This window comes from Archangium minus (genome assembly GCF_044360475.1).
Lineage (GTDB): Bacteria > Myxococcota > Myxococcia > Myxococcales > Myxococcaceae > Archangium > Archangium minus.
Genome location: NZ_CP043494.1, coordinates 11,271,951 through 11,290,627, shown reverse-complemented (window position 1 = coordinate 11,290,627; position 18,677 = coordinate 11,271,951). Strand labels below are relative to the sequence as shown.

General features: G+C 67.0%; 13 protein-coding genes. 8 read left to right on the top strand and 5 right to left on the bottom strand.

The genetic code is table 11. The annotated features are described in order from the left end of the window. Positions 1 to 3: 3 nt before the first annotated feature. From F0U60_RS46165 to F0U60_RS46155, 3 genes are read right to left on the bottom strand one after another with little or no spacing between them, the layout of a single operon-like run. Positions 4 to 618, bottom strand: coding sequence for an HmuY family protein (locus tag F0U60_RS46165; protein ID WP_395810069.1), 615 nt, complete (start codon positions 616 to 618; stop codon positions 4 to 6). A gap of 10 nt (positions 619 to 628) precedes the next feature. Then, positions 629 to 2,566 (bottom strand): TonB-dependent receptor plug domain-containing protein, encoded by a 1,938-nt coding sequence (locus tag F0U60_RS46160; RefSeq protein WP_395810067.1) that lies wholly within the window; start codon positions 2,564 to 2,566, stop codon positions 629 to 631. Positions 2,567 to 2,572: 6 nt separating this feature from the next. Continuing rightward, complete coding sequence (locus F0U60_RS46155) at positions 2,573 to 3,598, bottom strand: DUF6607 family protein (RefSeq protein WP_395810065.1); 1,026 nt, start codon at positions 3,596 to 3,598, stop codon at positions 2,573 to 2,575. A 403-nt stretch (positions 3,599 to 4,001) separates the two neighbouring features. Here F0U60_RS46155 and F0U60_RS46150 point away from each other — a divergent pair, with 403 nt between their 5' ends. The 3 genes from F0U60_RS46150 (at position 4,002) to F0U60_RS46140 (ending at position 8,540) form a co-directional block, all read left to right on the top strand. Next, positions 4,002 to 4,481: a hypothetical protein gene (locus tag F0U60_RS46150; protein ID WP_395810063.1), complete on the top strand. Its 480-nt coding sequence runs from the start codon at positions 4,002 to 4,004 to the stop codon at positions 4,479 to 4,481. A 126-nt stretch (positions 4,482 to 4,607) separates the two neighbouring features. Further along, positions 4,608 to 7,343: a VWA domain-containing protein gene (locus tag F0U60_RS46145; protein WP_395810061.1), complete on the top strand. Its 2,736-nt coding sequence runs from the start codon at positions 4,608 to 4,610 to the stop codon at positions 7,341 to 7,343. Between the two features lie 147 nt (positions 7,344 to 7,490). Next, complete coding sequence (locus F0U60_RS46140; RefSeq protein ID WP_395810059.1) at positions 7,491 to 8,540, top strand: hypothetical protein; 1,050 nt, start codon at positions 7,491 to 7,493, stop codon at positions 8,538 to 8,540. Between the two features lie 2 nt (positions 8,541 to 8,542). Here the strand turns inward: F0U60_RS46140 and F0U60_RS46135 are convergent, their stop codons facing one another. Both F0U60_RS46135 and F0U60_RS46130 read right to left on the bottom strand, forming a co-directional pair. Beyond that, positions 8,543 to 9,427, bottom strand: a complete 885-nt coding sequence (locus F0U60_RS46135; protein ID WP_395810057.1) for a YIP1 family protein — start codon at positions 9,425 to 9,427, stop codon at positions 8,543 to 8,545. 37 nt (positions 9,428 to 9,464) lie between these two features. Continuing rightward, the gene (locus F0U60_RS46130) at positions 9,465 to 10,676 is read right to left on the bottom strand and encodes a cytochrome P450 (RefSeq protein WP_395810055.1); all 1,212 of its coding nucleotides are present in this window, start codon (positions 10,674 to 10,676) and stop codon (positions 9,465 to 9,467) included. A 381-nt stretch (positions 10,677 to 11,057) separates the two neighbouring features. Here F0U60_RS46130 and F0U60_RS46125 point away from each other — a divergent pair, with 381 nt between their 5' ends. The 5 genes from F0U60_RS46125 (at position 11,058) to F0U60_RS46105 (ending at position 18,677) form a co-directional block, all read left to right on the top strand. Next, complete coding sequence (locus F0U60_RS46125; RefSeq protein WP_395810053.1) at positions 11,058 to 11,858, top strand: hypothetical protein; 801 nt, start codon at positions 11,058 to 11,060, stop codon at positions 11,856 to 11,858. A 210-nt stretch (positions 11,859 to 12,068) separates the two neighbouring features. Beyond that, on the top strand, positions 12,069 to 12,197 hold the full coding sequence (locus tag F0U60_RS46120; RefSeq protein ID WP_395810051.1) for a hypothetical protein: 129 nt from the start codon (positions 12,069 to 12,071) through the stop codon (positions 12,195 to 12,197). A 108-nt stretch (positions 12,198 to 12,305) separates the two neighbouring features. Then, positions 12,306 to 13,757, top strand: a complete 1,452-nt coding sequence (locus F0U60_RS46115; protein ID WP_395810049.1) for a hypothetical protein — start codon at positions 12,306 to 12,308, stop codon at positions 13,755 to 13,757. Positions 13,758 to 14,260: 503 nt separating this feature from the next. Beyond that, positions 14,261 to 16,417, top strand: coding sequence for an RCC1 domain-containing protein (locus tag F0U60_RS46110; RefSeq protein WP_395825738.1), 2,157 nt, complete (start codon positions 14,261 to 14,263; stop codon positions 16,415 to 16,417). 283 nt (positions 16,418 to 16,700) lie between these two features. Next, positions 16,701 to 18,677 carry a glycoside hydrolase family 5 protein gene (locus F0U60_RS46105; RefSeq protein WP_395810047.1) on the top strand — a complete coding sequence of 659 codons (1,977 nt, stop codon included), beginning with the start codon at positions 16,701 to 16,703 and terminating at the stop codon, positions 18,675 to 18,677.

The following is an 18,677-nucleotide window of genomic DNA, read 5'->3' as shown; positions in this document are numbered from 1 at the left end:
TTCTCAGGGCGTCAGGGATTGGGCCGGCGGCTCCACCTGCTTCCACCGGAAAGAGAGCATGGCGGGGGAGCCTGCCTGGTCGTAGTAGCTCTGCAGTTGAAGCTTGAAGTACCGGCCCGCATCGCTCCGAATGACATAGGTCTGGGCACGCGGAGTGAGCGTGTGGGTGGTCACGTCATAGCTGTACCAACCCCCCTCTGTTTCGAAGACGTTGTCCGGTTCGCTGTCGGTGTCCGCACCGTCCGCGACATCCTCCCGGTAGCCCGAGGCGGGCGCCGTGGAGATTGACTCGAAGGGGTCTGTGACCACGGCCACCACGACGCCTCCCGTGCCGTTGACTCCCCCTCGCGTCCGGATGTGGAAGCGCTGGAAGGACAGATCCCAGTTGGCCTGCGAGGAGGCCTCCACGGTCTGGCGTGTGTCGAGGTCGAGAGCCCTCCACGCCGCGCCATCGGTTGCATCGACAACCGTCGTGACCGTTCCGTCCTCCTGCGAGGTGTGGCGGAACCTGTCGGTCGGCGTGCCGTCGATGGGCGTTTCTATGCTGGGGCCCGGCTCCGGTTGGATGTCTCCACCGCACGCGGCGAGGCAGAGCACCAGGGCAATGCGTTTCATCATGCTTCCTCCCTCACAATTCGAGGATGAGCCCCGCGTGGAAGGCGCGAGGCTGAATGGGCAGGTACTGCGAGTCCCCCGCGTTCAGCAGGTTGCGGCCGGCGACGAACGCCCGGACACTCTCCATCACGCCGTAGGCGAGCCGTGCATCCAGGGTCGCGTAGGCGGGGGCCATGACCGTTCGAGCCGTCCCATCGGGAGCCTGGTAGTAGGGGCGGGGGCCGACCAGCGAGCCCTGGAGGGAGGCCTCGAGCTTCCAGGGCCGGTATCGCATTCCGAGCTGGGTGGTGAGCCGGTGCGTGCTCTGCCCTTCGAGCGGTCTGTCCTCCTCGAGGTCTCGCGCGCTGATGAGCGTGTAGCCCACGTCCAGCCAGGCCCCGAGGGGCAGCCGCTGCTTCCACCCCACCTCCGCCCCCTGCACGGTCGCGCGCGAGATGTTGGCGTAGGTGAAGCGCAGGGTAGGGGAGCGCTCGTCCTGCACCACGGAGATCATGTCGGAGAGGTCGTTGCGGAACAGGTTCGTCCACAGCAGGCCGCGGCTCGTGACTCGCCACTCCGCGGACAGGGTCGCGCCCCGGGAGTGCTCGGGTCGCAGCGTGGGATTGCCCGCGACCACGTACCCCACGCTCGGGTTCTCGAAATCAATGAGCTGCTCCTGGAAGCTCGGTGCCCGGAACGCATGGCCGTAGCTGGCGCGCACTGTGAGCGCCTCCACCGGCTCCAGCCTCACGGCGAGCCGGGGCGTCAGCACTGTTCCGAACTCGGAGTCCACATCCAGCCGCAAGCCGGGCACGACATGGAGCGCTACGGGCAGGGGCGTCTTCCACGAGTCCTGTCCGTAAAGCGAGACTCGGCCGCGCCGGCCCGCGCCCGCCAGACGGTCGGAGTCGAGCGTCTCTCCAATCGCCTCGACGCCCACCACGAGCTGATGCACCTGCGCCAGGCTCTGGTCGAGCTGGACGCCTACCCGAGCCATCTGCTCGTGCGTCTCTTCCACCTGATCCAGGACGGAGGCATTGCGTTGATCCAACACATAGCGATGGCGGAAGCGCGAGTAGCGGCCGGAGAACTGGAGCGTGCCGGTGGGGGAGAGGACCAGCGAGGGTGACAGCGTCGCCTCGTAGCTCTCGTTCTGACTCGCGCGGTCGAACAGCGCGCTGGCCGCGCCCTCGTCGACGCCTCGCTGCACTCGCCGAGTGGCCCCGGCACTTGCCTCGAGCCGGAACGACTCGGTGGCCCGCAGGTCTCCGCGCCAGGAGACCTGGTAGCCCTCGAGCGAGCTGCCCGTGGTCGCGGGAGTGCCGGGCGTCAGGTCATAGCCATTGCGGCGTTGGAAGCCGCCACTGAGTCGCATTCCCGCCCGCTCGCCTCGCGTCTCCGCGGTGCCGTCCACCTCCAACTGCCACAGGCTGCCGAGCGAGACCTGCGCCGTGGCACCCAGGGGGCGCTGTGCCTTCCGGGTGATGATGTTGACCACGCCCGCCACGGCGTCGCTGCCATACAGGACCGAGGAGGGGCCTCGGATGATCTCCACCTGCTCGATGTCCTCCGTGGAGAACCGGGAGAAATCCAAGGCGTCCCCCAGTCGCCCCGTCACGCGCTCGCCGTCCACCAGGACGAGGGTGTACTCGGGGGACATCCCCTGCACGCGCAGCTCCGTTCCCGCGAAGCTGCGCCGCAGCTCCAGGCCAGGACGTGCGCCCAGCGCCTCGGCCAGGTCGCGCGCTCCTGTCGCCTCAATGTCCTTACGGGTGATGACCTCGACGGCCACCGGCGTGTCCTGGAGCCGCTCCACGGAGCGGGACGCCGTCACCACGGTCTGTTGTGCCGCGGGTTCTTCCGCGGTCCCTTCCTCCACGGCTACGGACGGCTCATTCCCCTGTGCCAGCGCGGGCGCACCCACGAGCCAGACGAGAACCCAGACATGCCAGCGCATCGCGTTCCCTTTCACGGCTGTCTACTCGCCAGCGGGAGTTGCTCTGGCACTCACCGCGGTTTCGACGAAGCGCTCGAGCGTCGCGCGGATCCGCTCACGCCGCTCGGAGGCCGCCGTGTTCTCGAGCGCGAAGAGGTGCTCGTAGCGTGGCTTGCCATCGACACTGTCCCGCAGGGTGAGGCGCGGGTGAGACTGGAACAGGGCTTGCCACTCGTCACGGACCTCGCTCCAGAAGCCCTGGGTCTCCTTCCAGGCGGTGCTCGTCGCGGTGGAGGCCGCGTCCGTCGGCTGGCGAGTGTAGAGGTTGAGTCCGTGCTCCTGTGCCAGCGCATGCGGAGCCGGGCCCAGCACCACCTTGAGGCTGTCCTGCTCATGCACCCATCCCCTGGGCGTCAGGGCATGCCGGTTGGTGGTGACGAGCACGTCATAGTCACTGCGCTTCGTGTACTCGCGGCGGGGCAGGGGCCGCCACGTCTCCTCGGACTGCCAGGCGGAGACGCCGTGGGCGTGGGTCCACCGTCCGTAGCCCTCGTACCGAGGACCATCGTCTACTTCGTACACGGCCTGGCTCCACGTGCACGTCACCTCGTGCGGCGCCAGCTCGCGGCGCTCCCACGTCCGGTGCCCGCGAAACTCCAGCAGCGTGGTGTCTTCGAAGGTCCAGTCCTGCCGCCAGTGTTTCAGGGTCGTGCGCTTGCCATCCCGCTCCGCCATCAGGACATGCTGGAGCGACACCTTCCGGGGCGTGTCTTCCAACACCTCCACCCACTCCGTCGCGTTCGCGCGGTAGGGCGCGTGGGGTGTGTAGCCCTCGCTGAATCCCACCGTCTCGTCGAAGGCGAAGCCGACCCGGTAGTTGCCCGCCATCTGAAGGATGGCGGCCCGGTCCCGCTCCGGATCGCACGCGGAGGACACGGGGCGCTCCTCGTTCCCAGCGGAGACTCCGGGCCGTGAGGCACAGGCCAGGGTCAAGGCCAACGTGGACAGGGCGAGGACACGCCAGGGCCTTTCCTGGAGCGGCCACGAAGGGGAGGCGGACGGAGGCATGCGCGGTCTCCTGGGTCGAAGTGACGGTCTCCTCCTAGTTGAGATCGATTATCAAAGTCAATTTCATGTTGTGACTCCCCGTTAAGTGGGCAGCTGAGCCGCCACTCCCGCCGGAAGTGCAGAGGCCTGCGTGGCATGGCACTCACTGTGCGACCCTCGGTGGTGGAGGTGTGTAGCTCGACGACCCGCTCTCTCAGATGCCTGACTGGGTCGCGGAGCTGACGGACGAGGGGCGCCAGGACGAGTTCGCGATGTCCCTCGACGACCTCACGTAGCCAGTTTGTCGACTTCTCGACTGATACAGAGATTTCACAGTCAGCTCATGTTTGAGCTCTCGTATAGGGGGCGCGCCGTATTGATACCGAATTCTTGTTTGGTCTTGCATCTCAGAGAAGGAGCAAACATGAAGCGTATGTCGATTGGCGTGGGCGTTGTTGGCGCGTTGATGCTGGTGGGTTGTGGCGTCGAGCAGCCTGGCGAGGAGCAGGAGCTCTCCAGCCTCCAGGCTCCCATTGAGACGATGGCGACGGGGACGATTGCCTTCTACGAGGGCAATGGCGGAACCCAGACCCTGCTGGGGACCATCTCCGACGAGCCCGGTCAGGCTTACAACCTGACGAGGAGCAACCCGACGGGCATCCCCAATGACGAGGCCCGCTCTCTGGTGCTCTACAACGTTCGGGCCGGTGCGGAGATCCGGGTCTACGACAGCTCGAGCGGCGCCACGGATGATGACTATGCAATCATCACCGTGAAGGCGGCGGGGCTGAACGGGTACGTCGTTCAGACCTTCCAGCAGAGCTACGAGGATGCCTCGGTCCGGGTTTCCTACATCCGTGACAACGGATTGGACGGGAAGGTCTCCCGGATCGTGGTCAACTGACCCTCGGTGAGAGAGCCCGCGGGCTCTCTCGGGAGAGCCCCTGGCTACGTCGCTGGAAGCATTTCTCCACAGGGTTTTGTGCGGAGGTGTCCAGGGAGTATCGTCGGTGACCCTGTCTCTCGACGAATGAGCTTCTCCCTCCCCCAGGCTCTGGTGCTCCTCATCCCGCTGGGCCTCTTCCTGTGGAAGCTCGGCCGGCGCCCGGGCCCTCCCATGGTCCTGCGGTGGGTGTTGTTGCTGCTCGCGGTGGGGGCGCTCGCCGGCCCCGAGTGGCTGCTGCGTCACGCGGGCAGTGACGTGGTGGTGGTGGTGGATCGCTCGCGCTCCATGCCGACTGAAGCGGGACGTGTGGCCTCGGAGCTGGTGGGCCTGCTGGAGTCGCAGCGGCGCACCGGTGACCGGGTGGGGGTCATCTCCTTCGGGCGCGAGGCCCGGGTGGAGCAGTCGCTGTCGGAGCTGGGCCGCTTCGGCGGCTTCACCCGGTCCCTGGACGCGGAGGCGTCGGACCTGTCGGCGGCGCTGGATGCGGCGGGAGCGCTCATTCCTCCGGGCCGCACCGGCCGCGTGCTGGTGGTGTCCGACGGGCGGGCCACGGGCGCGGACGCTCGAGGCGCGGCGCGCAGGCTGGCGGCCCGAGGCATTCCCGTGGACTTCCGTCACGTGGCCCGCGAGGACTCGCCATTGGACCTGGCCGTGCTCTCGCTGGATGTGCCGGCCGCGGTGAAGGTGCAGGAGCCCTTCCAGATGACGGGGGTGGTGCAGGCCACGGCGCCTGTCACCGGCACGGTGCGTTTGGAGCGCAATGGCCGCCTGCTGGTGAAGGGGCCTTTCGAGTTCCACGCCGGGCCCAACCTGCTGCCCTTTCGGGACCTGGTGGACGAGCCGGGCCTCGTGGCCTACCGGCTGACGGTGGAGGCCTCGGGGGACGGGGTGGTGGAGAACGACGTGGGGCAGGCGGTGCTGCGCGTGGAGGGCCCACCCTGGGTGATGCTGCTCACGGACCAGCCCGAGGGCACGCTCGCCAAGGCTCTGCGCGCCGCCGGGCTGACGCTGGAGGTGCGCGCTCCCTTCCCCGTGACGTTGGATGCGCTGGATGGCGTGGGCTCGGTGGTGCTGGAGAACGTGGACGCGAACCGGCTCGGCGAGCCGGGGCTGCTCGCGCTGGCTTCATATGTGGAGCAGGCCGGTGGCGGACTGGTGATGACGGGTGGACGCTCCAGCTTTGGCCAGGGGGGTTACCGACGCTCGCCGGTGGAGCCGCTGCTGCCAGTGTCGTTGGAGATGCGCGAGGAGCAGCGCCGCACGTCCCTGGCCATGAGCGTGCTGATGGACTGCAGTTGCTCCATGGGCGTCCAGGTGCCGGACGGGCGCACGAAGATGGAGCTGGCCGCCGAGGGCGTGATGGGGGCGCTCACGCTGCTCAACGAGAAGGACGAGGTGTCCGTGCACATGGTGGACACCTCCGTGCACGAAATCTTCCCGATGAGCCCCGTGGAGGAGGGGCTACCGCTGGATGCGGTGGCGCGGGGCTTCAGCGGTGGGGGTGGCATCTACGTGGGCGAGGCGCTGCGCGAGGGCAAGTCGCAGATTCTGAGCAGCGATAAGGCCACGCGGCACGTGCTGCTCTTCTCGGACGCGGCGGACTCGGAGGAGCCGGATGACTACCTGCAGACGCTGACGCAGCTGCAGCACGAGAAGGTGACGGTGTCCGTCATTGGCCTGGGCTCGGAGAAGGACTCGGACGCGGCGCTGCTGAAGGAGATCGCCGCGAAGGGGGGAGGTCGCGTCTACTTCGCGGAGGACGCAACGAGCCTGCCGCGCATCTTCAGCCAGGAGACGCTCGCTGTGGCGCGGGCCACCTTCGTGGATGAGCCCGCAACGCTGGAGGCGGCGCCGGACCTGCCGTTGCTCGGCAAGCTGCCGGCCTTGGGGCTGCCGCAGGTGGGCGGCTACAACCTCACGTACCTGAAGCCGCATGCGAGCGTGGCCCTGCGCACGCTGGACGACAACGCGGCGCCGGTGCTGGCGCTGTGGCCGCGCGGCTCGGGGCGGGTGGTGGCCCTCATGGCGGAGGTGGACGGCGAGTACACGGGCGAGCTGCGCTCCTGGAGCGGCCTGCGTGCGGCGCTGGAAGGCATGGTGCGCTGGACGATGGGCGGCGCGGGCGAGGCGGGCGAGGTGGTGGCGCGCTCGGAGCGGCGGGGCAACCTGCTGCGGGTGACGCTGGACTTCGCGCCGGGAGAGGCGCTGCCGGGCGCGCTGCCCTCGGTGGTGTTGCTGCCGGGAGACGGCCGGAGCGCGCCCGTGGAGCTGCCGATGCGCTGGGAGGACGAAGACCGGGTGACGGCCGAGTACACGCTGCCGGGCAGCGGCACGTGGCACCCGGTGGTGAAGCTGGGCTCGCGGGTGCTGCGTGCCCCTCCGGTGACGTTGCCCTATGCGCCCGAGTTCGAGCCCGGCAGCGCGAAGGAAGGCCTGGCGGTGCTGCACGGGGTGGCGGCCGTAGGCGGCGGAGTGGAGCGGCTGTCCATGGCGGGCCTCTTCTCCGAGGCCCCCGAGTCCGAGGGCCGCGTGGCGCTGGCGCCGGGGTTGGTGGCATTGGCGGTGGCGGCGCTGCTGGCGGAGGTGGCGGTGCGTCGCTTCCTGTCGGCACCGAGACCCCGGCGCGCGGTGGCTCCCTCCCCGATGGCAGCCGTGGCCGTGCCGGGGAGTCCATCACACGCCCAGGCCCCACTTCCCGAGGGCCCTTCTCCCGAGCCTCCGGGAGACGCGAAGCCCCCCGAGGCGCGCACGACGGAGCGCGGTGTGGACTCGGCGCTCGAGGCTGCTCGCGAGCGGGCCCGCCGTCGGATGGGGCGCTGAGGTCTCCTCTGGACGAATGTAGATTTTTCTAATTTTCATGAAAAACGAGAAATAGGACCTTTCTGGGTGCTAAGACGTGCCTTTCCCCCCCCGCCGAGGGGTCGGGCTTCCCCCCGCCCGTCTCCTCTGCCAAACCCGAGGCACGTGATGAAGCTCCGTTGCACGCTGTTGCTGTTACCGGTGCTGTACCTGGTGGGTTGCGGTCCGTCCGAGAACGAGGTCGTGGTGGATGAGCTCACGGGCCAGGTGCTCGAGCCGGTGACCACCGAGTACGACATGCACCGGTTGCTCGAGGACTCGGACATCACCGGTGGGCAGTGGATTACGACGGCCCAGGTGCAGGCCTTCCTGCAGCAGAAGGGCTCGTACCTGGCCACCTATAAGGATCCGGCGTGGAGCAACAAGACGGCGGCGGCGCTCATCGTGGAGCGCTCCAAGGCGTACACCATCAGCCCGCTGTACATGCTGGCGCGCATCCAGACGGAGTCGAGCCTCATCACCAGCGGCACCTCGACGAACCTGGCGAAGGCCACCGGCTGTGGCTGCCCGGACAGCGGCGGGTGCACCATCTCCTACGCGGGCTTCGGCAACCAGATTGAGTGCTCGGCGAAGAAGCTGCGCGGCTACCTGACCGACCTGGACGCGGGTCGGGCCACCATCTCCGGGTGGAAGCCGGGCGTGACGAAGAGCACCTCGGACCCGTGCTCGGTGAAGCCCGCCAACAAGGCCACCGCGGCGCTCTACACGTACACGCCGTGGGTGGGCGCGTACGCCATCCAGTGCGGTCGCAGTGACATCGGCGGCTCGTCGCTGGTGGCGGTGAAGTACAACCAGTTCAAGAGCGAGTACGCCTGGGGCACAGGCTCCACTGTCACGTGCTACTCGGGCACGGTGGACGGCAACGTGGCCGTGGGCGTGTGCGTGCAGAGCTCCTCGGATGGCATCTGGCGGCAGTGCCTGAGCGACGGCACCTTCACGGCGGGCACCACCACGAAGCCGACGACCTGCACGGCCTCCTGGCCGTGGTGCAGCTCCGCCACGCTGGGCAAGTCCGTGCCGGCGCGCACGTGCGTGCAGTCGAGCGGAGATCTGCAGTGGCACCAGTGCGGCGCCGAGGGGCTGTGGCAGTCCGCGCCCAACGCGGCGAGCACGGGCAGCGGCCCGGTGGGTACCTGCTTCGCCACCTACGCCCTCTGAGGTCAGTTGCCGCCAAACTGGCTCACGAAGAACATGACGGCGGCGATGTAGCTTCCGCCGCACAGGCAGCAGAGGAGGCCCGGGCCGAGCAGCGCCCCGGCCACCGCCACGCCCCAGGTCGTCCGGTGCAGTCCGCGGTAGGCGAAGACGCGGGCCACCAGGGCCCAGAAAGGAGCCACCTGCGTGCCGATGAAGGGCACCACGCCGAGCACCCAGGGGGCCTGGGAGAGCGCGTGGGCCCGGAGCGTCACCTGGAATCCCCGGGTGACGTTCCCCATCCGCAGCACGAGGTGGTCGAGGCCCGCGCCGAGGACAGTGGTGGCTACGGCCATCACGGGACCGAGGAGGATGCTGGCCACGAACGCGGCCACCCCGATCCACTCGAATGGCACGTTGGGTTGATCCTCCGCCCGCGGGATGGGGAACATCGCGGGCATGAAGGAGAACATGCCCAGGTAGGTGAGGCCCGTCACGAAGCAGGGAGGCAGTGAACACAGCAGGACGAAGAGCAGTGAGCTGCTCGCGCTTCCCTCGGCCCGTGCCCTGGAGAAGAACTCTGGGCGCAGCAGCACGTTGACGCAGGTCTTCCAGAATGCCTTGAAGGTGCCCAGCTCCTCGCGCTCATCCCACGGCACCGGGAGGTTGGGCTCACGTGCCAGGCAGGCCTCGCAGACCGCCTCGCCGCGGGCACCGGAGCGCAGGCATCGGGCGCAGGCGAACGCGCCGCAGCGCTCGCAGGTGGCCAGGCTGCGCAGGGTGGGGTGGACGGCGCACGTGGGCTCCGTGCCCCCAGGGACGGCCTCGAGCAGCAGGGAGGAGCCACAGCCCGGACAGGACGTGGCTCCAGGGGTGAAGGGAGTCTGGCAGCGGGGGCACGGGATGGACATGCGCCGTCCATCCTGGCACGAATGCGTGGCCCGGTGCTCAGAAGGCCACGGGCAGGCGCTGCAGGCCGTGCACGAGGATGCCGTCACGCCAACGCAGCTGGGACGGCTCCACCGCGAGTCTCAGCCGGGGCATGCGCTCCAGCAGCAGGTTGATGGCGATAGCGCCCTCGAGCCGAGCCAGGGGCGCGCCCAGGCAGAAGTGGATGCCGAAGCCGAAGGCGACGTGGCGGTTGGGCTCGCGGGCGATGTCGAACTTCTCCGGCTCGGGGAACTGCTCGGGGTCGTGGTTGGCCGCCAGCAGCGAGCCCTGCACGCTCTCGCCCGCGGGAATCACCTGGCCGCGGAACTCGATGTCCTGCGTGGCCCAGCGCTGGGTGGTGGTCTCCACCGGGCTGCGGTAGCGCAGCATCTCCTCCACGGCCGACTCGATGAGCGCCGGGTTCGCGCGCAGCCGCTCCATCTGCTCCGGGTTCTGCAGCAGCGCCCAGACACCGTTGCCAATGAGGTTCACCGTCGTCTCGTGGCCGGCCACCAGCAGCAGGAACAGCATGCTGATGAGCTCCTGGGGCGAGAGCCTGTCACCCTGCTCCTCCGCGGCCATCAGGGCGGTGAGCAAGTCGTCCCGGGGCTCGGCCCGGCGCCGCGCCAGCAGGCCCTGGAAGTACTGGATGAACTGCATGCCCGCCTGCTGGATGGGACCGAGGTCCCCGTTGACGGGCGGGTTGATGATGGTGGTCGTCCAGTCGCGGAACTGCTCCCGGTCCTCCACCGGCACGCCCAGCAGCTCGGCGATGACGGTGATGGGCAGCGGGAAGGCGAAGGCGTCGAGCAGGTCCACCTCTCCGCGGGCCTTGGCGGCGTCCAGCAACTCGTAGGTGATGGCGGTGACGCGCGGGCGCAGCTCCTCCACGCGGCGCGGGGTGAAGGCCTTGGAGACGATCGTGCGCAGGCGCGTGTGGTCCGGCGGGTCCGACGACAGCATGTGTCGGTTGATCACCTCCATGGAGTCGATCCGCCGCAGCTTCGACGGCGAGCCGTCGGGGATCTTGCGCATGTCCTTGGTAAAGCGAGGGTCACGCACCAGGTCGACCACGTCCTTGTAGCGGGTGGCCACCCATACAGGGATGTTGAGGTTGGGGTCGAACAGCCGGACCAGGGGCGCCTCCTGCCGCATGCGCGCATAGACGGGCAGGGGGTTTGCGCGCGTCTCGGGCGCCCACAGGTCATAGCGGGGGGGATTTGTACTCACGGTGTATCTCCAGGATGAGGCGAAGGCGGACGGCTCCGCCCTCGCTCTGGCACCTTGGGCACCTTGCGTGGCGACTACAAGCGCGTTCCGCGCAGGATGATGCTGGCTGCGGTGAAGGTGAAATAGATAACGCACCCGGACATATCCACCCGCCCTGGCCACGGCTGCCTCGACGCTCGCTCCGGCTCGCAGGCCCTGCGGCCATCCGTTCATCCTTGCGGTCGCCTTCCCCCTCATCGAGGCCGCGGGGGCACTCATGACTGGAGTGCCACGCCACCCGCCTCAACACGCCTGTGGCGCGGATTTTACTCTCAGTTGAAGGGGAGCCGCGTGGTATGGGGAGCGCCCAAGGGGGGCATCACGTTCTTGATGCGATCAGCCATGAGCTTCTGGGGTGCAGTGCTATTGACTGTGACGGTGGGCGCCTCGGGCGGCGGTGTGCCCGTGCTCCGCGTTATCGAGACAGAGGAGGCCGTGTACTTCGAGCCTTCCGAGCCCAACCTGTCAAACATCGTGTGGGTCTATCCAAAGGCCCAGACGGTGATGTTCCGCCCGGTGGGGAGCGAGGAGTATCTGCAGGTGGAACGGGTGCTTCGGGATGTGCAGCTCCCGGCGGATCCGGGCACGTTCGAGCCCTCCTGGAAGGGCAAACAGGCCTTGTTCTACCAGGTGAAATCCGAGGACGAGTGTGTCCTCAAGACCCGGCCCGAGATGCGGTTCGTCCAGCAGTGGGGGCGGGCCAAGGGCATGACGATCTCCGGAACACAGCGGCACGCCATCTGCTCCTTCTCCTTCACGCTGCGTAACGAGACGCCGGAGATGGTGCAACAACTGGAGGCGGAGGCCGCGGCGGGAACGCTGATTCAACACACGTTCGAGCTCCCGCTGAGCATTGCCTCCGCTGCGCCGCTGAGCTGGTCGACGCTCCGTGACGGGCTGGTGAGCGACGGCGTGCAGGTGGGCAGTCCTCGGAGCCTCGAAATGGCGGCCTTTGATCTGGGATTGGTAGACGAGGCGAAGGTCCTGCGGAGCCAGCCTTCCGAGGTGCAGCAGTCCTTCCTGGACGCTGCTTTGCAGAGCCTGTTTGGCTGGGACCAGGTCTCTCCCGAGGTCGAGCTGAGCGACGTCACGCCCGTTGGCCAGTACGTGTTTCCCAGTGTAACGAAAATCATTCCTCTGTAGGCACTCCTCCCTATGAGTCAGAAAGCACGAAGTACGCTGGTGGTTGCCGCTGTTCTCCTGGGAGTGGGGGGGCTCGCCTGTTCGGGTCCGGAGCCGAGTCCGAGTCCACAGCCCCCTCCAGAGAAGCCGAAGCTGAAAGTTCATCCTCAAGACAGCCGGACCCTGGCTTGTCATGGCTTCGACCTGAGAATCCCAGCCCTCAATGAATCCATGACGCCGGCGTGGGCCAGCTTTCAAATCGCCCAGTTGAACCAAGAAGCGCTCGCGCCGCTGGCGCCGGACGCACGCAAGGCCCTCTTCGAGGACTGTGTCATCCCGGCCATCCAGGGGGAAAAGTAACATATTTCTCGATCCGTGAGTCTCTTTTTCTGAGACAAATAGGTGCCCAAAGTGCTCTCCTTGGAAGAACGGACTAGCCAGTAGGTCCTTTCTTCCAAGGGGTCAGGCATGCGTTCGAAGCTGCGGTCGACGTTCATGACGGTGATGCTGGGAGTCTCGCTGACGGGAGGCGCGGCGCTCGCGGAGAGCGCTCAGGAGCCCGCCTTGGAGGCGTTCCGGGCCTCTCCGCCGGGGAGCGCCAGCGCCCTGCGGTGGACGGAGGAACTCGCCACAGGAGAAGGCACGGGCGAGCTCGTGCGCACCCGGGACGGTCTGCAGTTCGAGCCCTACGCCGTCATGCGCAGAGCTGAAGGGCAGCGCACCCTCACGGGTCTCTACACCTTCCCGGTGCGGAGGCTGGAGCAACCCGTGGACACCCTCCGGCCACTGCTCCGGACGAAGAGCTCCCTGGGGATGGGGGTGGAGGTGGATATCCGAGTGCGCTCAGCCAGCGGCGGCTGGAGCGAGTGGAGCACCTCGAGCGCGGGAGAGGCCGTGCGCCTACCCTGGGCCGGCACGGAGGTGCAGGTGCGGCTCGCGCTCGTGGCGGACGAGCATGGCCGCGGTCCTCTGGTGCAGGAGGTGACGCTGGAGGGCTCGCTGGAGGGGGGCACTGCCCAGGAGTTCGCGACGCTGGCGACGCCACTGACCTATCGCATCTACGCCACGCGCGAGGGGCTGGTGGGCGGTACGACGGCCAACGGCCATGTCATCAAGAGCTATGACCGCTTCGTGGCGCTGCCCTCGCGCCGGGCGCTCGCGAGCAATGGCGGCTCCGAGTACCAGGTGAAGGTGTGCTACTCGAAGACGGGCAAGTGCACGACCACATCGGTCTGGGACGTGGGGCCGTGGAACACGAAGGATGACTATTGGAATCCCTCGAGTGTCCGCGAGATGTGGAAGGATTTGCCGCAGGGCAAGCCCGAGGCCCAGGCCGCGTACCAGGACGGCTACAACGGTGGGTATGATCAATTCGGGCGCCGGCCAGCCAATCCCGCGGGTATCGACATCGCGGATGGGTCGTTCTGGACGGACCTGGGGATGAGCAACAACGACTGGGTCGACGTGACGTACCTGTGGACGTCAGGCGGAGGATCGACCACGGGGTTGGTCATCGACAACAACAACGCCAACAACGACACCACCAAGGGCTATAGCCAGATTTCGGCCAACTGGGCCACGGGCACCAGCGCGGGCTTCTACGGCAACAACTACAACTACGCCTCCACGCAGGCCATCTCCGACCCTGCCGTGTTCTTCTTCTACCTGCCGGCGGCGGCGACGAAGACGATCGACGCCTGGTGGGTGGCGGGCACCAACCGCTCGCCGACCGCGCCCTTCATCATCACGAACGCGAGCGGCACCAACCTGGCCACAGTGAGCGTGAACCAGCAGCTCAACGGCGGCAAGTGGAACACGCTCGGCACGTGGAGCTTCCCGGCTGGCTGGAACAAGGTGCAGGTGAGCCGCTGGACCACGGCGGGCTACGTCGTCATGGCCGACGGCATCCGGGTGCGGTGACGGTGGTCCGCTAAAGCTTGCACGCCGCGTCGGGCACTCCGGGTACGCGCTTCCCCGGCACGGGTGCACCGCGCGGCGTGTAGCGGATGCGGAGCGGCTGACCGTCCCGCTCGACGGTGAGCGCCATGCTGCGCGGCCAGAGGGATGGGTGTCATAGCGAGACGCGTTGTCGCTGATGGTCGAGAGAAACCGGGCTTGGTCGAACACGCAATGGCGCGACAAGATTGGTCACCCCACTTACAAAATTCGTCACTCTGTCGAGTGGTGGCCAGGCAGATGGCAGTGATTCCGGCGGGTTGGGTGCTCCCAGACAGCGGCACGCGGGGTGCTATGCGGCTTTCGCTGCATTCACCCCCAACGTGGTTTGAGAGGTCTCAATGCAGAGACGTGTGAAATCACCCCTGTGGTCGTTGCTAATGATCTGGGTTGCACTCTGGGCTGGCCAGTCCAGTGCGAAGGGTCACCCCGTGAGGGCAGGACATTCGTCCGGGCCCAAGAGGGAGGTGTTGTCGCTCTCGTCCCATTCTCTGGCCGTGGCGCCGGACGGCACTGTGTGGGCCTGGGGCTCCAATGCTGGCGGCTTGCTCGGTGACGGAACGACGCTCACCCGGTCCTTGCCGGTGCAGGTGCCAGGGTTGACGGACGTGGTGTCTGTCTCGGCCGGAGAGGGCCACTCCCTGGCGCTGCGCGAGGACGGCACCGTATGGGCCTGGGGCTCCAATAACTACGGCCAGCTCGGGGATGGGACGACGGTCGCTCGGTACTCCCCTACGCAGGTGCTGGGGCTGCCGGATGTGGTAGCCGTCTCGGCGGGCTCCGGCTTCTCCCTGGTGCTGCGAGCGGACGGTACCGTGTGGGCCTGGGGTGCCAACTCCCTTGGTCAGCTCGGGGATGGGACGACAACCTATCGGCGAATCTCTCCGGCACAGGTGTCAGGCCTGACGGATGTGGTCGCCATCTCGGCGGGCACGAACCACTCCCTGGCGCTGCGCGAGGACGGCACCGTGTGGGCTTGGGGCTACAACGCGTCGGGCAAACTGGGGGACGGGACGACGAGCCAGCGACTCACTCCGGTGCGAGTCGTGGGCCTGATGGACGTGGTGTCGCTGTCCGCCAATACGAACCACTCGATGGCGCTACGCGCGGATGGCACCGTGTGGGCCTGGGGTGGCAACAGCTATGGCCAGCTCGGGGATGGGACTCAGCAGTCGCGGTCCTCGCCTGTGCAGGCGGTGGGCCTGACGGACGTGGTGGCCGTCTCGGCGGGGGTCCTTCATTCCCTGGCGCTGCGCGAGGATGGCTCCGTGTGGGCCTGGGGCGGCAACAGCTATGGCCAGCTCGGGGATGGGACAACTCTTCGGCGGCTCTCCCCAGCGCGGGTGGAGGGCGTTGCGCAGGTCGTGGCTCTGGCCGCACACCTTGACTCCCTGGTGTTGCGGAAGGATGGCACCGTGTGGGCCTGGGGCACCAACGACGGCGGCGAGCTTGGCACGGGGACGGATGAGTCGAGGCCTCCGAAGCCGGTGGTGCAGCTCACGAGCGCGGTGAGCCTCGCGGCGGGCGGGGGCTACTCCCTGGCGCTGAGAGCGGATGGCTCCGTGTGGTCCTGGGGGGTCGGCCATCTCGGCTTGCGTGAGGAGGGCGAGGAGGTGGACCCGTACACGCCGGCTCCGGTGGCGGGCCTGACAGAGGTGAAGGCTCTCTCCGCCTACCATCACGCCCTGGCGCTGCGCGAGGATGGCACCGTGTGGGCCTGGGGTCAGAATACGTTCGGCGAGCTCGGGGATGGGACGCGCAGCCCCTTTCGCTCTTCTCCGGTGCTCGTGCCCGGCGTGACGGAGGTAAAGGCTCTCGCGGCGGGCTTCGGCTTCTCCCTGGTGCTGCGCGAGGACGGCACGGTGATGAGCTGGGGGAGCAACGTCTATAGGCAGCTTGGGCATGGCGATCCGGGGAACGACAACGTCCCTCCGGCCCTGGTGGAGGACCTGACGGGTGTGGTGGCCTTGTCCGCGGGTGGCGAGCACTCCCTGGCGCTGCGCGAGGACGGCACCGTGTGGGCCTGGGGCTCCAACGCCTATGGCCAGGTCGCGGGCGAGTTCGATTGGCTGCTCCAGTTCGTGCCGGGGCAGGTGCCCGGCCTCTCAGGGGTGACGGCTGTCGCCGCCGGTTACTCGCACTCCCTGGCGCTGCGTGAGGACGGCACCGTGTGGGCCTGGGGTGACAACTCCTACGGCCAGCTCGGGAATGGGACGACGGGCTGGTTCCAGAACATTCCGGAGCAGGTGCCGGGCCTGACGGACGTCGTGGCCATCTCGAGCCTTGGCTGGCACTCCCTAGCGCTGCGTGCGGACGGCACCGTTTGGACCTGGGGCTATGACGTCCTCTCCCAGGCTGGCACGAGGGCGCTCCACCTCGCTCCGGTCCAGGTGCCAGGACTGACGGGAGTGGTGGCCCTCTCGGCCGGTAGCGCCCATTCTCTGGTGCTGCGCGGGGACGGCACTGCGGTGGGTTGGGGACACAACTCGCAAGGCGAGCTCGGCAACGGCGAGTCGAATCGGCACCTCACTCCGGCCCGCACGCTGCTGCCCTGCCGCTTTACGGGAATGCCTTCGTGGGAGCACCGCGCTTCCGCGCAGGGGCGGTGCCAGGCGTCGCCCTGATGCGAGCGCCGTGGACGGCAGTTGATTGAGCGTTGAAAGCGAGGGGAGGGTGGCGTGATAGACATTCACGCCACCCTCCCTTCTGTCTTTCGAGCCTTCTCGGTACCAGGCGAAGGACCCTGGAAAAGCCCTAATTCCTTTCCCAGATTCTTGGATGGTGAGTCTAAATGATGCAGCTTTGCTGCATAATAACGCCTTCCTTGTTTTTGTGGGTGGTCAAATCTAGAAAATGATGTAAACCACGTGCCTGCCTTATTCCCTGTAAAGAAAGAGAGGCCGGACGTTGCGCCACAGCTCTATTCAACGATTGTTTCTCACCGCGATTCTTCTTCTGCTGTGCGCTCCACTGACCGCGAGTGCGCTCACGTTCGTGAACCGTGGGGCCTTCACCGGCCCGCAGCAGGTGTCCTCGGGGCAGACCGTTTATTTGACGCTCGCCGTCGAGTCCCCTGAAGCGGTCTCGAATGTCACGTTCTCCCTCCAGGTTCGAAAGTTCTCGGCTTCAGGCGAGATCTCTCCGTCCGCCGTCCATTCTCAGTCCGTGACGGGGCAGAGCTTTGCCGCCGGAGTCGCGAAGCAATACTCCTGGGGCTTCACGATTCCGAACGACCTCGTCACTGGTGACTACGTCTGGGTCATCAAGGCGACCAACGCGACGGGCTCCCTCGTCTACCTGGACATCGCGAAGACGGTCTCCAACTACACTTTCCATGTGAACGGCGTGCCCGCCAAGCGCTATGTGCGAGGCATCAACGTCATGGATCTGGTCATCGGGAGCTCGGTCCTGCCGGGTGTCTATGGGACGAACTACACGATGCCCAGCCAGGAGTCGCTGCGCAACCTGAAGAGCCGCGGCCACAACGTCATTCGCGTCCCGTTCAACTGGGAGCGAATCCAACCGGTGCTCAATGGCGGTCTGAATACGAGCTACCTGGGCTACCTGCTGCAGACGCTCGAGAATGCGAACGCGGTGGGGCTCGGCGTCATCGTCGACATGCACAACTACGGGCGCTACACGTCCAACGGGCAGACCTCCACTTTTGGGAGCGCGGCCCTCAAGAAGGAGTCCTACGCGGATGCCTGGCGTCGGATTGCCTCCGCCATCAAGAGCAATCCCAAGGCCTACGCGGCGGTCTACGCCTACGACATCATGAACGAGCCGCATGATCTCCCCTACCTCGAGGGCAACTTCTTGAATCCCGTCGGCGTGTCGAGCTTCGAGTCCAGCGTCGAGGGCTGGTTGCCGCGGGACGCCTCGAACACCTCCCTGAGCAAGGTGAGCCGCAACAACCAGGGCTCGTTGAAGATCACCGCCAGCGCGCCGGTGAAGAATGGCGTGGTGCTCGGCGCGTCGCTCTGGGCGTCCACGAAGAGCACCTCCATCACGAGTGGCAAGACCTTCCAGGCGAAGGTCTTCGTGCCCACGACGACTCCGGGCGCCGTCATCAAGGCGCGTATGGTGATGTTCGACAGCGGTTCCAAGAGCCATTTCAGCAAGCTCTTCACCGTGACGAAGGGGGTCGATACCCGGGTGTACTACGCTCCCCCCGACGCCGTGTGGCAGGGCAATCGTGGCATCTCCATCGAGTTCATCGTCGATGGGACCGAGATCGGTGCCTCGCACGTCTTCTACGTCGACAACGTGAGCCAGGGCACGCAGACGGATTGGTATTGGCCCGAGCAGGTCTGGGAGAACTACTCCCAGGCCGCGGTGGATGCCATTCGCGCCCTGCCGGAGAACAAGCTCATCATGGTGGAGGGTTACTCCTACAGCTCGGCGGAGCGGTGGCCTGAGAACCACCCGCAGAAGTGGATCAAGGACCCCCTCAACAACATCATGTACCACGCCCACCTCTACATGGATGGCAACAGCGGCGGGAAGTATGAGGAGTGCCACTCGGCGTTCCTCGCGGGCGCCAGGAGCCAGGGCTACGACTCGGTCGGGAAGCTCACGATCGCTCGGGCGAAGAACTTCACCGACTGGGTGACGGCGCAGGGGACGTATGGGTTTATCGGTGAGTACGGCTGGCCCAACGAGAAGAAGGCCTGCGCAGGCGAGAGCGCGGCCTGGAATGCGGATGGCGAGGAGTTCCTCTCCTTCCTGGACAGCATCGGCATGGGCGCGACGATGTGGACGACAGGCAGCTGGGAGCAGCAGGACAGCCCTTACTTCAATGAGCTCTCCGCCTACCAGCTGCTGCCTACGTTCGTCCCGCTGTCCTCGGCGAAGGTGATTGAGCGGCACCCAGGCCAGCCCTGA

Bases quoted from the DNA above. Each gene is read 5' to 3' on its own strand.
- F0U60_RS46120 (WP_395810051.1), top strand. From the start codon at position 12,069: ATGACGCCGGCGTGGGCCAGCTTTCAAATCGCCCAGTTGAACCAAGAA.
- F0U60_RS46140 (WP_395810059.1), top strand. From the start codon at position 7,491: ATGAAGCTCCGTTGCACGCTGTTGCTGTTACCGGTGCTGTACCTGGTG.
- F0U60_RS46125 (WP_395810053.1), top strand. From the start codon at position 11,058: ATGAGCTTCTGGGGTGCAGTGCTATTGACTGTGACGGTGGGCGCCTCG.
- F0U60_RS46155 (WP_395810065.1), bottom strand. From the start codon at position 3,598: ATGCCTCCGTCCGCCTCCCCTTCGTGGCCGCTCCAGGAAAGGCCCTGG.
- F0U60_RS46135 (WP_395810057.1), bottom strand. From the start codon at position 9,427: ATGTCCATCCCGTGCCCCCGCTGCCAGACTCCCTTCACCCCTGGAGCC.
- F0U60_RS46165 (WP_395810069.1), bottom strand. From the start codon at position 618: ATGATGAAACGCATTGCCCTGGTGCTCTGCCTCGCCGCGTGCGGTGGA.
- F0U60_RS46145 (WP_395810061.1), top strand. From the start codon at position 4,608: ATGAGCTTCTCCCTCCCCCAGGCTCTGGTGCTCCTCATCCCGCTGGGC.
- F0U60_RS46115 (WP_395810049.1), top strand. From the start codon at position 12,306: ATGCGTTCGAAGCTGCGGTCGACGTTCATGACGGTGATGCTGGGAGTC.
- F0U60_RS46150 (WP_395810063.1), top strand. From the start codon at position 4,002: ATGAAGCGTATGTCGATTGGCGTGGGCGTTGTTGGCGCGTTGATGCTG.